13 protein-coding genes are annotated in these 12,970 nt (G+C 54.6%); all 13 read right to left on the reverse strand.

From position 1 onward, the window contains the following. Positions 1–89: 89 nt before the first annotated feature. The gene (sigE, locus tag ACVX3G_RS14735; RefSeq protein WP_011230627.1) at positions 90–809 is read right to left on the reverse strand and encodes an RNA polymerase sporulation sigma factor SigE; all 720 of its coding nucleotides are present in this window, start codon (positions 807–809) and stop codon (positions 90–92) included. 52 nt (positions 810–861) lie between these two features. After that, a complete protein-coding gene (spoIIGA, locus tag ACVX3G_RS14740; protein WP_014195377.1) occupies positions 862–1,776 on the reverse strand; it encodes a sigma-E processing peptidase SpoIIGA in 915 nt (304 codons plus the stop codon). A 377-nt stretch (positions 1,777–2,153) separates the two neighbouring features. Then, positions 2,154–3,287, reverse strand: a complete 1,134-nt coding sequence (ftsZ, locus tag ACVX3G_RS14745; RefSeq protein ID WP_011230625.1) for a cell division protein FtsZ — start codon at positions 3,285–3,287, stop codon at positions 2,154–2,156. 27 nt (positions 3,288–3,314) lie between these two features. Then, positions 3,315–4,583, reverse strand: a complete 1,269-nt coding sequence (ftsA, locus tag ACVX3G_RS14750) for a cell division protein FtsA (protein WP_011230624.1) — start codon at positions 4,581–4,583, stop codon at positions 3,315–3,317. A gap of 195 nt (positions 4,584–4,778) precedes the next feature. After that, entirely contained in the window at positions 4,779–5,141 is a 363-nt protein-coding gene (locus ACVX3G_RS14755) for a small basic family protein (RefSeq protein WP_011230623.1), read from the reverse strand. 1 nt (position 5,142) lies between these two features. After that, on the reverse strand, positions 5,143–5,859 hold the full coding sequence (locus tag ACVX3G_RS14760) for a DUF881 domain-containing protein (RefSeq protein WP_011230622.1): 717 nt from the start codon (positions 5,857–5,859) through the stop codon (positions 5,143–5,145). Between the two features lie 28 nt (positions 5,860–5,887). Further along, on the reverse strand, positions 5,888–6,592 hold the full coding sequence (locus ACVX3G_RS14765; RefSeq protein WP_011230621.1) for a DUF881 domain-containing protein: 705 nt from the start codon (positions 6,590–6,592) through the stop codon (positions 5,888–5,890). Further along, positions 6,573–7,358, reverse strand: coding sequence for a cell division protein DivIB (gene divIB, locus ACVX3G_RS14770; RefSeq protein ID WP_011230620.1), 786 nt, complete (start codon positions 7,356–7,358; stop codon positions 6,573–6,575). The genes ACVX3G_RS14765 and divIB overlap by 20 nt, the downstream gene beginning before the upstream one ends. Before the next feature lie 213 nt (positions 7,359–7,571). Further along, positions 7,572–8,672 carry a stage V sporulation protein E gene (gene spoVE, locus ACVX3G_RS14775; RefSeq protein WP_014195373.1) on the reverse strand — a complete coding sequence of 367 codons (1,101 nt, stop codon included), beginning with the start codon at positions 8,670–8,672 and terminating at the stop codon, positions 7,572–7,574. 53 nt (positions 8,673–8,725) lie between these two features. Further along, complete coding sequence (gene murD / locus ACVX3G_RS14780) at positions 8,726–10,081, reverse strand: UDP-N-acetylmuramoyl-L-alanine--D-glutamate ligase (protein WP_013145847.1); 1,356 nt, start codon at positions 10,079–10,081, stop codon at positions 8,726–8,728. Further along, positions 10,082–11,056 (reverse strand): phospho-N-acetylmuramoyl-pentapeptide-transferase, encoded by a 975-nt coding sequence (mraY, locus tag ACVX3G_RS14785; RefSeq protein WP_011230617.1) that lies wholly within the window; start codon positions 11,054–11,056, stop codon positions 10,082–10,084. It abuts the gene before it with no gap. Further along, positions 11,035–11,496: a hypothetical protein gene (locus ACVX3G_RS14790; protein WP_011230616.1), complete on the reverse strand. Its 462-nt coding sequence runs from the start codon at positions 11,494–11,496 to the stop codon at positions 11,035–11,037. Before ACVX3G_RS14790 ends, mraY begins: the two co-directional genes overlap by 22 nt. After that, positions 11,493–12,962 (reverse strand): UDP-N-acetylmuramoyl-L-alanyl-D-glutamate--2,6-diaminopimelate ligase, encoded by a 1,470-nt coding sequence (locus ACVX3G_RS14795; protein ID WP_014195372.1) that lies wholly within the window; start codon positions 12,960–12,962, stop codon positions 11,493–11,495. Before ACVX3G_RS14795 ends, ACVX3G_RS14790 begins: the two co-directional genes overlap by 4 nt. Between the last annotated feature and the right edge of the window lie 8 nt (positions 12,963–12,970).

Below are 12,970 nucleotides of genomic sequence, written 5' to 3' on the forward strand. Positions count from 1 at the left end.
CGTCAGTTTTCAGTATCTCCTTGGAAGGGAAAAATATGCACAGCCTGTCCGACGCGGAAAAAGCGGCGGAATTTCGCTCCCGCCGCCCGCTACATCATTTTATTGAATTCTTTGCGCAACCGTTTAATGATCCGCTTCTCGAGCCGCGATATGTACGATTGCGAAATACCGAGCAAATCAGCGACGTCTTTTTGCGTCTTTTCTTCGCCGCCGGAGAGGCCAAAACGCAATTCCATAATTTGCTTCTCGCGGTCGCTCAGCTGGCGCAAGGCGTTTAAGAGCAAGCGCCGGTCGACATCCGCTTCCAAATCTTTCGTAATCACGTCGTCATCCGTTCCCAACACGTCGGAAAGCAACAGCTCGTTGCCATCCCAGTCGATATTGAGCGGTTCATCAAACGACACTTCCGCCCGCACTTTGTTGTTGCGGCGCAAATACATTAAAATTTCGTTTTCAATGCAGCGCGACGCGTATGTCGCCAGCTTGATCTTCTTCTCTGGGTTGAACGTGTTGACCGCCTTAATGAGGCCGATCGTTCCAATGCTGATCAAATCTTCAATGTGAATGCCGGTGTTTTCAAACTTGCGCGCAATGTAGACGACAAGACGCAAATTGCGTTCGATCAAAAGCGATCTTGCCGTGTCATCACCGGCGGCGAGCCTGGCAATCAGCTGCTCCTCTTCTTCTTTTGTCAGCGGCGGCGGGAGGGCTTCGCTGCCTCCGATATAATAAATTTCATCCGCCTTCAGGCCAAGCTTGGCCAAAAGCTTATACAGCCAGTTCATGAAGCGAAGTTTCCATTTTCTCATGAAAATCCCCCTTCTAAACGGATCAAAAGTGAGTATGATATACTAACAAAACCTACGAAGCGGTCAGCTTTCTTCCCGCCTGCACCATTTTCGGATGGACGATGCAGTCGTACTCCCCATCCGTCGACAGCGGATCAGCGCTTAGCGCCACAAGCCCTTGCGCTACTTCCAACCATTCGTTTTCGTACCGCAGCATAATGCGGTCTGGCTTAACCGCCGCCATCATTTGTGGACCGCTGCCGACCGCACGGTACGGAATGAGACGGAGGCGATGGACCCACCGCTCCGGCGGGGAAGCCAGCATCATGGGAGAGCTGAGACAACCCAGTAGCTCCTCAGGAAGCACGGCCTTTGCTTTTTCCTGTTCGACTACCATCACCGGCGTTTTTGTCAACGGATCGACGAGCTGGTTGCCGCTGTCAATCAAGCCGCGCAGCATAAGCGGCCGCCCGTCCCATACGATCTTGACCTCAATGATATATTCAAACCGCAGTTTTTTTTCGCGAATCGCCTCCACCCTTCGGCGAGAAAAAAGCCATAAAACCGGAAACCCGATGACAACAAACAGCCAACTGACCGGATCGCCCGCTCCGGGATGATGCATGAGAAGCATTCCTTGGCGGACGGACAGTTGGTGCGCGAAAACATAGTGAACCGCCAGCATGCCGCCGCCGACGGCGAACGTGGCAAAGTAAAACGCCAGCATATTCTCAAGCAAATAGCGCGGGCGCTTAAACCCGAAGGCGGCCCACACGATCAACACGGAAACAGCTACTTTTACCAACGGGTGCTGGGCGATGGCGGAAAACGGGGTAAACAGCAATATGACAAGCAGCGAACCGATCAACGCCCCAGCCAACAGACGCCACCAGACGATCGGCCGCTTGAGCATGAGCGCCGTCAGCCAAAGAAGCAACGCGTCAAAACAGACGTTCAACAGCCAAATCACATCGAGATAGACGACCAACCGTCAAGCCCCTCCCCCGCCCATATCGGCTTTGTCTGAAACAAGTATATAGCACCTTGCGAGGGAAAGTCTGTCAATCGGTGGCGGTGAAAAAGGAGATGTTTTGTCAAAACAGGGGGAACCACGGCGGATCAAATCGGCCGGCACGAAAGCCTAGCCCGCCTTCTCTTTTTCGCCCTTTCGTTGCGAGAGAGCGGGCGGCCAACGCGAGAAGTTTTTGGTCCTAATCGGAAAAGCGAGGCTGTCTCAAAAGATCGTCTTTCTTTAAGAGAGATACAATATATTGTTTCACCAAAGTGCTTCGTGCACGTTCGTGCATGCATCTTGTGATGAAGAAAGGGTGTCCCGTTGCTTTTGGGACACCCTCGTTTCGCCATCTAGCGGCGGCGGTTGCGGTTGCGCAAGAAAGCGGGAATGTCAAGCGGATCTTCTGCTTGCCCCGAGCGGAGCGCCGCATAGTCTTGTATCGGCTCTTCGCGCTTCTCCCGCTTTGGCGCCGGCGCCGCTTTCGGCACAGTGCCGATGCCAATGCGCGGCGGCCGCGGCTGCGAAGCGACGTTTTCGTTGAATCCGGTCGCAATGACCGTCACGATGATCTCGTCCTTTAAGTTCTCATTAATAACGGAGCCGAAGATCATGTTCACTTCTTGGTCGGCCGCCGAAGCGACGATGTCGGCAGCCTCCTGCACTTCGTACAAACTTAAGTTCATGCCGCCGGTGATGTTCATGAGCACCCCTTGCGCGCCGTCGATCGACGTCTCCAACAGCGGGCTGGAAATGGCTTTTTTTGCTGCCTCAGCAGCTCGGTTTTCGCCGCTGGCGATGCCAATCCCCATCAATGCCGAACCTTTATTCGACATGATCGTCTTCACATCAGCGAAGTCAAGGTTGATCAACCCCGGCACGGCGATCAAATCGGAAATGCCTTGCACCCCTTGGCGCAGCACATTGTCCGCTTCGCGGAACGCCTCAAGCATCGGCGTATTTTTGTCGACAATCTCAAGCAATCGATCGTTCGGAATGACGATGAGCGTATCGACCGCCTCTTTCATGGCGGCGATGCCGCTTGCGGCCTGCGTCGCCCGCTTGCGCCCCTCAAACGTAAACGGGCGCGTAACAACGCCGACCGTAAGCGCCCCTAACTCGCGCGCAATTTGGGCGATGACCGGGGCAGCGCCAGTTCCCGTGCCGCCGCCCATGCCAGCGGTGACAAACACCATATCGGCGCCGCGAAGCGCTTCTTCAATTTGCTCTTTGCTCTCCTCAGCTGCTTTTTTTCCAACTTCTGGGTTTGCCCCCGCGCCCAAGCCGCGTGTCAGCTTCGCCCCGATTTGCAGCTTGATCGGCGCCTTCGACAAGTTGAGCGCCTGTGCATCCGTATTGACCGCAATAAACTCTACACCTTGCACCCCATGCTCAATCATCCGATTGACGGCGTTGTTGCCGCCGCCCCCGACTCCAATCACCTTGATCGTTGCCAACTGATCGACTGTTGTCTCAAACTCCAACATGGCCAAATCCTCCTAAAATTTCAATCTCTATTCAAAGAAAGAACCAAAAAATCTCTTGACCTTCTTCCCAAAATGGTCTTCTTTCTTTTTCGGTTTCGACTGCTGTTTTGGCGAGGAGCGCTCGACCGGCTCCACCGCAGCGGCAACCGGGACCGTTTTCCCTTGCAGCTGCGCCTGCCGGTAGGCGAACTTGAGCAAGCCAACGCCGATCGTATACTGCGGGTCGCGCACACCGATATAATCCGGCATGGCAATGCGGACGCTCGTCCCTAAAACGACGTGGGCCAGCTCAAGCAACCCTGGCATATTGGCGACGCCGCCGGTCAGCACATAGCCGCCGGGGAGATCGCGAAACCCGAGACGACGCACTTCCTGCTGAACCATTTGCAAAATTTCTTCCAGTCTCGCCTCAATAATATCGGCGATCTCCAGCTGGCTGAACTGCTGGTGTTGATCGGTGCCCATGATCGGCACGCTGAACACTTCTTCCTCCGAAGCGTAGTCGTAAAATGCATGTCCGTGCTTCAGTTTGATTTTTTCGGCATCGTCCGTTGTCGTCCGCAATCCGATGGCCAAGTCTTTCGTAATGTGCTCCCCGCCGACCGGCAGCGAAGAGACAGCTTGCAACGTCCCTTGCTCAAAGACAGCGACCGTTGTCGAGCCGCCTCCCAGGTCAACGAGCGCCGCCCCCAAATGCCGTTCGTCATCGGACAGCACGAGCGAACCGGCCGCCAGCGGCTGAAGACAAATATCGCTGATTTCCAAGCCTGCCCGCTCCACACAGCGAAGAAGATTATGTAATACCGTCTTCGCACCAGTCACCATAGTGCCTTCCATTTCCAAGCGAACGCCGAGCATGCCGCGCGGATCATGAATGCCGTCCAACCCGTCGACGATAAACTGGCGCGGAACGACGCCGATGATTTCCCGATCGGGAGGAATAGAGACAACTTGCGCGGCATCGATGACGCGGGCGACATCTTCATCGCTGATTTCCCGGTTTTCGCTCGCGACGGCGACAATGCCGTGGCAGTCATGGAGCTGAATATGGCTGCCGGCCACCCCGACGATCACACGGCGGATCGATAAACCGACCATCCGCTCCGCTTGCTCGACGGCCCGTCTGATCGACTGCACCGTTTTATCTATATCAACAATCGCCCCTTTTTTGAGCCCTTCCGCTTTGACATTGCCCACCCCGATAATATTGATGGAGCTGCCTAGCATTTCCCCGATGATGACTTTCACGCTCGATGTTCCGACATCCAGGCTAACGACGATCTCATTGCTGCTCATTTTTTGGCATCTGCCTACTAAAAACGCGCCGGTGCCGGCCGGCGTTTCAGTAAGCAGCGACACCTCCTTTTTCGGCTGAAATTTCCCATCTCTTTGTCTATTGGTCTATGTCTAGTTTGCGAGTTTCGCAACAACACTATATTTTGTTTTACCCTATATAATTCAACACGCGAAAACACTTTCCCTGTCTTTTGCCTAACTTTTTTCGCGATTGTACCGCCGCTTGGCCCACTCAGCAAGCCAAAGGCGGCGGATGATGGCAATGTTTTGAAACAAGCGGACGCCGAAGGCGAACACAGCCGCTAAATACAAGTCTACACCAAGATGCACCCCAAGAAAAGTTAAAGTTGCGGCCAGAACAATGTTGAAAAAAAACCCGGTTATAAATACGGTTTCGTCGTACGTCCGCTGCAGGTGGGCGCGCCATCCTCCGATTAATGTATCAAAGGCGGCCAAAATGGCAATCGACAAATAATTGGAATATTCATCGGGAACTTCCCAGCCGGCGAAAACGCCGATGGCAAACCCAAGAAGCAATCCGAGAAGCGGAAGCCACATGCTATTTCTCCTCCTTGCCGCCGTTCGCTGTCTCCATGTATTTCACATCAGGGCGGCTAGCCGCGGGCGGAATGACAACGAGCGGCTGGGGCTTGGATATTGACAGCTCCAAGTTTTCCACGGCGAAATCATCGCGGATCGGCGAAACGGCGAGCCCGCTGTACAGCTTGTCCGCATCATCGGCGATTGCTCTCACTTCGACTGGCAGCCTCACTGAGCGGCTCCCGACTTTCGTTGCGCCATTGACATCGCGAATGGCCGTCCGGTTCGTCAGTCGCTCACCGTCGATGGCGATTTCTTTCGCCCCGTATTTGTTCAACTCATTCACTAACCGTTGCAATAGCTCGGGCGATACGGCGGCAACGGCCGGACCAACGTAGCCGGCCGCCGAAAGCGGCGCGATCGTCAACACGAGACCGCTTCCTCTCACTTCTGTCAGCCCGGCTTCTTCCCTCAGCTTCGCGACTGTCGCTTCAAGCTCTGTCGCGCCGCCCGCCTCGTGTTCCCGCCGGTAGCGGCGCAATGTTTCCTCGTAACTCTCTAGCTCCTCAAGCAGCCGTTGTTCAAGCTTCTGCTCTTTTGTCAAATCGGCGCGCAACTCCCAAATGTCGCGCGTGTCGCGTCCTTCCGGATGCAGCGTCGTCCGAAGCCCGACGGCCAGCATCACACCGAATATGGCAGCTACGCCGGCAAAATAGAATCGATTTTTCCGTTCCAATGCGCTTCACCGCCCCTTTCCGCCCGTTTTACGGCTCGGGCGCAAACACCGGATCCAACACGATCGCTCCTTGCTTTTCCACTTTTACGTCGATATGGTCTTCGACAAGTTCGTCGACGATGCCGCCGGGAAGCTCTAGAGCGGACATGAGCACGTCCGGATTGCCAATGGCCGAAATGACAAACGGAGCGGCATGCTGCGTTCCATCGACCTCAATGACTGGGCCGTTGCAGACGATGTATGAACGGTGGGAAATGCGCTGCCCATTAATAGCGACCGCTTCGGCGCCGGAAATGAGCAACTCGTGAACAACTTTCCATACGTGCTGTTCATGAACGATATAATTGGTAGCGCTCGCTTCAGAGGGGATATAAGAGGAATCGGAAAGGGTGACTGCTACACCTTTCCCTTTCACCCTCGCTTTTCCGACATGCATGCGCAGCTGTTCCGCTTCTTTTGCCAATCCGGCCTCGTTCTCCTGCTCCTCGGCCAGCTTCTTCTCCCACGCAGCCAGCTCCTCCTGCTTTTTGACAAGCTGCTGCTTGAGCGACCGGTTTTCTTTTTGCAAAGCAAGAAGCGCCGAGCGATATTCGTACTCTTTTTTCCACTCGCTGTCGCTCCATTCGCGGCGGGATGCTTCGTTTTTCGCATGTTGGTACGAGAACCCGAGCATGGCGCCGAAGATCAAGCAGATCAACGTCAGCAGGAGGCGGCTACGGGCTTGTCGTTTCATCGCCATCCTCCTTTTTCGGGGGGGAATAAGGAACAAAATAGCTGCCGACTTCCAAATGAATGACTCCTTTGACGTTTCGGTCAAGCGCGGCGGCAATCGCAGGATAATGCGACAGCTTGTCCGCAAATTGCCGGATTGTCGCGCTTACTTCATAACCGTCATTCATGTAGACGATGACGCGGTCTTCATATTCCCTCGTCGGCTTGTAGTGAATTTCCGACATGGCGCCCAGCACGGCCGCGGGCAGTTCGGCGAGCTGCCCCGTCATTTCAGCAATGGCGTCGCCGTCTTTCCAGCCGACAAGCACCGGCGCATCGCTTGGCGCCGTCTTCGTCCCTTCTTGCTTTAACAGCCGCCCGTTTTCAAGCAATGGAAAAAACGTTTGCCGGTCATACACATAAGCGATTCGCCGCCATTCGCGGACGTGGATGGCGATCGTGTTCGGCAGCTGCTTTTCCACTGTGGCCTCCTTAATTTCTGGATGGCGAGTGAGCTTTTTTTCCACGTTTTGTTCATTCACTTTCCAAAAGCTTGTCCGCTTCGTAATGCCGCTTAAGCTGATGATGCGCTCCGCTGTGAGATGACGGTTGCCGCTCACTTCCACATGCCCGACAGCGCCAAGCGGCGACTGGAAGTAAAGGACGCACAAAATAAATAGAAAAAAGAAAGATAAGTACGCAATGAGCCGGCGGTTCGCTTTCTGGCGGCGCCGCTCCTTCAGTTTCGGCACGCGGTCCTCCAAGACGACGACTTTTCCCTTTTCCATCGCATTCCCCGCTTTCTTCTTCAAAGCCCGCGCTGAAACGACCGGTATAAAAACAAACGGCATCCGCTGCCGTTTCTTTGTTTTTGCACTTATTTTCATTATATCACAAATGAATGCAAGAGAGAGCCTGTTTTTATCGCATTTGCCGGCACCGTTCGACGATGGGCTGCGTTCGAGAGACGCCAAAAAAAACGGCGGACATCCGCCGCTTGCCTAATACCGGGCATGCCTGCTGATATTAAGCAGCACGCCGATGGCCATCAACATCAACGTCAGCGACGATCCACCGTAGCTTAAAAACGGGAGCGTGATGCCGGTAACGGGCATCAGTCCCGTCACAACGCCGATATTGATCATCACTTGAATCGCGATCATCGAAACAATGCCAAGCGCCAAAAAACTTCCGTACAAGTCAGGGGCGCCAAGGGCAATGCGCACACCGCGCCAAAGAAGAAGAGCAAAGAGCAGGAGAACGAGTGAACCACCGATAAAGCCGAGCTCTTCAGCTAAAATGGCGAAAATAAAGTCGGTTTGCGGCTCCGGCAAATAAAAAAACTTTTGTCTGCTCTGCCCGAGCCCAAGGCCGAACAAGCCGCCAGGCCCAATGGCGTACAGCGACTGGATGATTTGAAATCCGCTTCCAAGTGGATCTTCCCATGGGTTTAAAAACGATGTAATCCGCTTGATTCGATATGGAGCCGACAGGATGAGGGCGGCAAGCCCAGCGAGCCCCAAAACGCCAAGCCCGGCAAAATGGCTGAGACGGGCGCCGGCGACGAAAATCATCGTCACGCACGTACCAACCATAACGGTGCCCGTTCCTAAGTCCGGCTGCAGCATAATCATGCCGAACGCGGCAAACACAAGCAAAAGCGCCGGCAACAATCCTTGTTTAAATGACGTAATTTTTTTTTGGTTTTCCGATAAATATTTGGCCAAAAAAGCGATCATAGCCAGCTTCATAAACTCGGACGGCTGGATCGAAAACGCCCCGACGCCGATCCAGCTGCGCGACCCGTTGCGAACCATGCCGATGCCGGGAATGAGCACAAGAACGAGCAGCACAAAACAGACGCCAAGCAGCACTTTCGACCAGTCGCGCCACACCCAATAATCGATGTTCATGACAAAAAACATAGCGATAATGCCGACGCCCGCAAACAATAGCTGGCGCTTGGCGAAGAAAAACGAATCGTTGAATTTGTATTCCGCCCAAATGGCGCTCGCGCTGTACACCATAATAAGTCCGATGGCCAAGAGCGAAAACGTCAAAAGAATGAGCAAAAAATCCGGCGCAGACTTTTTCCGCGGCAATGCCCAACACCTCTATTTTTGTAAACTAGAGGGGAAGGGCTGTCCCTTTCCCTCTATTTCAACTTATGCACGGCATTGATAAAAATGTCCCCTCTCTCCTCGAAAGTTTTGTATTGATCCCAGCTGGCGCATGCTGGAGAGAGCAAAATGACGTCGCCCGGCTCGGAAAGCTCGAAAGCAACCGGGACGGCTTTTTCCACATTATCGACATATCGGATCGTTTCTATTCCCGCTTTTTGGGCGATGCGGCCGATTTTATCCGCCGTCTGGCCGAACAGTACGACCGCCTTCACCTGTTGCAAATACGGGAGAAGATCATCAAACTCATTGCCGCGGTCAAGCCCGCCAGCGAGCAAAATGACCGGCTCGCCGGCAAACGCTGAAAGCGCCTTTTGCGTCGCTAAGATGTTCGTCGCTTTCGAGTCGTTGTAAAACCGCCGGCCGTCAATTTCCGCCACATACTGAAGCCGATGTTTCACGCCGGAAAACGTCGCCAGCACCTGGCGGATCGCCTCATCACTGGCGCCGGCCAGCTTGGCGGCCGCCACCGCCGCTAAAATGTTTTCCAAATTGTGCTGTCCAGGAAGAACGATGTCAGCGATTCTGATAACTGGATCACCGTTCCAATAGATGGCGCCATCTTGAACGTACGCCCCTTCGCCAAGAAGCTTCGTCGCCGAAAACAGCACTTTTTGCGATCGAACCGAGGAGGCAATGTTCATCACGAGCGGATCGTCGGCATTGACGACGGCATAATCGCGCTCCGTTTGATTGCGGAAAATGTTCGCCTTTGCCGCTGCATACGCCTCTTTCGTTCCGTGGTAGTCCAAGTGGGCGTCGAAAATATTGAGCAAAACCGCAATGGCTGGGCGAAACTTGTCAATGCCGGCAAGCTGGAACGAAGACAGTTCCGTGACAAGCCATTGCCCCGGCTTCGCTTCCCTCGCCACCTCGCAGGCGACAAGGCCGATGTTGCCGGCAAGCAGCGGATCTTGGCCGTCCGCTTTTAACATTTCGTAAATGAGCGTCGTCGTCGTCGTTTTTCCGTTGGACCCGGTGATGCCGATAAACGGCCCTTCGGAAATGTGATAAGCAAGCTCCACTTCGGTCACAACCGGAAGCCCCTTCTCAAGCGCCTTTTTCACCATCGGGTTCGTGTACGGAATGCCCGGGTTTTTCACGACAAGGTCAAACGGCTCATCAAGCAGTTCAAGCGGATGACCGCCGCAAACGACGCGAATGCCCAGCGGTTCAAGCTGCTTGGCCTCCATGTTTTCCGAAAGCGGCTTTTGATCATTGACGACGACCTTAGCGCCTAACTCCGCAAGAAGCCGAGCTGCCGCCGCTCCGCTTTTCGCCAATCCAATGACAAGCACACGACGATGTTGATAAAAACGAGTCGGTTTCAATTACATCCACACCTCGATATAAATTCCTAGCATCGCAAATAAAAGGCCGACGGCCCAAAACGTCACAACGATCCGCCATTCTGACCAGCCGACAAGCTCATAATGATGATGAAGCGGACTCATGCGGAACACGCGCCGTCCCGTCGTTTTGAACGAAGCCACTTGAATGATGACCGACAGCGTCTCGATGACAAACACACCGCCGATGATGACAAGCAACAGCTCAAGCTTCGTCAGGACAGCGACAGCGGCGATCGCCCCGCCAAGTGCGAGCGAGCCGGTGTCGCCCATAAACACTTTCGCTGGGTGGGCGTTAAACACTAAAAAGCCAAGCACGGCGCCAACAACAGCGACGCAAAATACAGCGACATCGTACTGGCCTTGATTCCAAGCCAAGACGGCATAAGCGCCAAAGGCGATCGCCGCCGTTCCGGCAAGCAGCCCGTCAAGCCCGTCGGTCAAGTTGACAGCGTTCGAACCGCCGACAAGCATGAACAACAAGAGCACGCCGTACGCCCATCCGAGGTCGACCGACCAATCGGCGCCGGGAATATGTAACACCGTCGAAAAGCCGCTTTGGCGGTAGACGGCAAAAAAGATGGCTGCGATAAGGAGCTGGCCGATAAATTTTTGCCGGCTCGTCAAGCCAAGATTTCGCTTCATCACGACTTTGATCATATCGTCGAGGAAGCCGAGCACCCCATAGCCGACGGTGACCAACAACAGCAAATACGTCCTCGTCGACAAGCCGGCGATTTTTGGTGTGATCCATAAGGTCGTTGCCACAATCGCCAACAAAATCATGATGCCGCCCATCGTCGGCGTGCCTGATTTTTTTTGATGCGACTTCGGCCCTTCCTCGCGGATGCTTTGTCCGAATTTCAACCGCCGCAAAAACGGGATGAACAGCGGCGACAAAACGACAGTGATGAGAAAGGAAACCGCCATGGCAATCACGATCGCTTGTTCTGGCATGCATCGTCACATCCTTTAAACGGCCGAGCGTCCAGCCATCGCTTCTCCAATTCCGCCAGTCGGCGGCGCACAGCCTCGCCAGCAAGGGGGCTGTCTTCAGGAAGAGCGAAGAAAAACTGCACACCCTCTGCACGGTCTTGCTCCAAGTATCGCTCGAACAATGCCGCTGCCGCCTCGAGCGGCGACGGAACGAAAAAGATCGGAAATTGATTTGGAATGTAGCGCGGCAACGGCTCTCCCAGACGCCAAAATGAAGCGATCGCTCCGTGTTCAATCGCCGTTTTCAATGTTTCCGCCCCGTTTTCGAGCGGAACGAACAACCCTTTTTTCACTTGTTTGGCTGGGTTGACGAACACGGCGTGAAAGCGGATCGTTTCATCAACAATGCCGCGCGCCTCCACCGCCATCGATTGCACCGTCCTGTATGCGATCATGGTCATCCTCTCTCCTTCACTGCCGCTCGGGCAACAGCGCGATCGTCAAACTCAATCACATCGTTGCCAATGATTTGATACGTTTCATGCCCTTTGCCGGCAATCAACACAACATCGCCTTCCTGCGCCTGGCCAATGGCGTAGCGGATCGCCTCTTCACGGTCAGGAATCGTCACATGCTTTCCGATCTCAGCGCTTACTCCCGCTTCCATGTCGCGCAAAATTTGCTTCGGGTCTTCCGAACGCGGATTGTCGGAGGTAAAAATAGCGACATCCGCATACCGCACCGCCACCTGCGCCATGAGCGGCCGTTTCGACGGGTCGCGGTCGCCGCCGCAGCCGATGACGACATACACGTTTCGCTTCGCCAATTGGCGCACCGTTTTTAAGGCATTTTCTAAACTGTCCGGCGTGTGGGCGTAATCGACGATGATCGTAAAGTTTTGCCCTTCATCAACCGTTTCAAACCGCCCCGGCACCGGCTCGACATCCGCAAGCGCCGCGGCGATCGTTTCAAGCGAAAAGCCAGAGGCAAGGCAGGCAGCGGCAGCGGCGAGAATGTTATAGACATTGAACGAGCCGACAAGTTTCGTTTCGACCGCCGCCGATCCGTGCGGCGTGCAAAGCCGAAACGCCATGCCGCCTGCGGTCATGCGGATCTGTTCCGCCATCACATCGCTTTTTTCCCTCATCCCGTATGTGACGATCGGCGCGGCCGTCATATGTTTATAATACTGCGAAACCGGATCGTCATGATTGAGAACGGCAAATTTCGGCCGCCGTTCGTCGTAGCGGTTGCCGAGCTGGGCAAACAAAAGCCCTTTGGCGTTCCGATATTCTTCCATTGTCCCGTGATAATCCAAATGGTCTTGCGTTAAGTTCGTAAAGACGGCCACATCGTAATCGCAGCCATGCACCCGCCCTTGGTGCAGCGCGTGCGACGACACTTCCATGGCGACAAACTCCACTCCTTCATCGACCATCTGTTTAAACATGCGCTGCAAAATGAGCGACTCCGGCGTCGTATTGGCCGCCGGATAGGAGCGGTCGCCGACCTTGATGTGAACCGTGCCAATGAGCCCTGTTTTCTTGCCGGCTTTTCTCGCGATTTGTTCGATGATCGACGTTGTCGTCGTCTTGCCGTTTGTGCCTGTCACTCCGATTAAATGTAGGCGGTGGGTCGGCCGCCCGTAAAACGCGTCCGCTAAAATCGCCATCGTCCGCCGGCTGTCCGACACAAGAACGACGGGAACATCAACGGAAAGCGGCCGCTCGGCCACGATCGCCGCCGCTCCGCGCGCCACCGCTTCCTCGGCAAAGTCGTGTCCGTCTACTGTAAACCCTTTAAGGCAAAAAAAGAGAGAACCGGAGGCAACGCGGCGCGAGTCCATTTCGAGCGCCACGATATCGGGATTGCCTCCATGGTGCACCCAAAAACCGGGCAAGTGTGACAGCAGCGTCAGCAGTTTCATATTTCGTT

The organism is Geobacillus sp. PLS 41 (genome assembly GCF_056494105.1).

What these genes read in the sequence shown, in the direction of transcription:
- sigE (WP_011230627.1), bottom strand. Translation starts at nt 809, where the DNA reads ATGAGAAAATGGAAACTTCGCTTCATGAACTGGCTGTATAAGCTTTTG.
- ftsZ (WP_011230625.1), bottom strand. Translation starts at nt 3,287, where the DNA reads ATGTTGGAGTTTGAGACAACAGTCGATCAGTTGGCAACGATCAAGGTG.
- ftsA (WP_011230624.1), bottom strand. Translation starts at nt 4,583, where the DNA reads ATGAGCAGCAATGAGATCGTCGTTAGCCTGGATGTCGGAACATCGAGC.
- ACVX3G_RS14755 (WP_011230623.1), bottom strand. Translation starts at nt 5,141, where the DNA reads ATGTGGCTTCCGCTTCTCGGATTGCTTCTTGGGTTTGCCATCGGCGTT.
- ACVX3G_RS14765 (WP_011230621.1), bottom strand. Translation starts at nt 6,592, where the DNA reads ATGAAACGACAAGCCCGTAGCCGCCTCCTGCTGACGTTGATCTGCTTG.
- divIB (WP_011230620.1), bottom strand. Translation starts at nt 7,358, where the DNA reads ATGGAAAAGGGAAAAGTCGTCGTCTTGGAGGACCGCGTGCCGAAACTG.
- mraY (WP_011230617.1), bottom strand. Translation starts at nt 11,056, where the DNA reads ATGCCAGAACAAGCGATCGTGATTGCCATGGCGGTTTCCTTTCTCATC.
- ACVX3G_RS14790 (WP_011230616.1), bottom strand. Translation starts at nt 11,496, where the DNA reads ATGACCATGATCGCATACAGGACGGTGCAATCGATGGCGGTGGAGGCG.
- ACVX3G_RS14795 (WP_014195372.1), bottom strand. Translation starts at nt 12,962, where the DNA reads ATGAAACTGCTGACGCTGCTGTCACACTTGCCCGGTTTTTGGGTGCAC.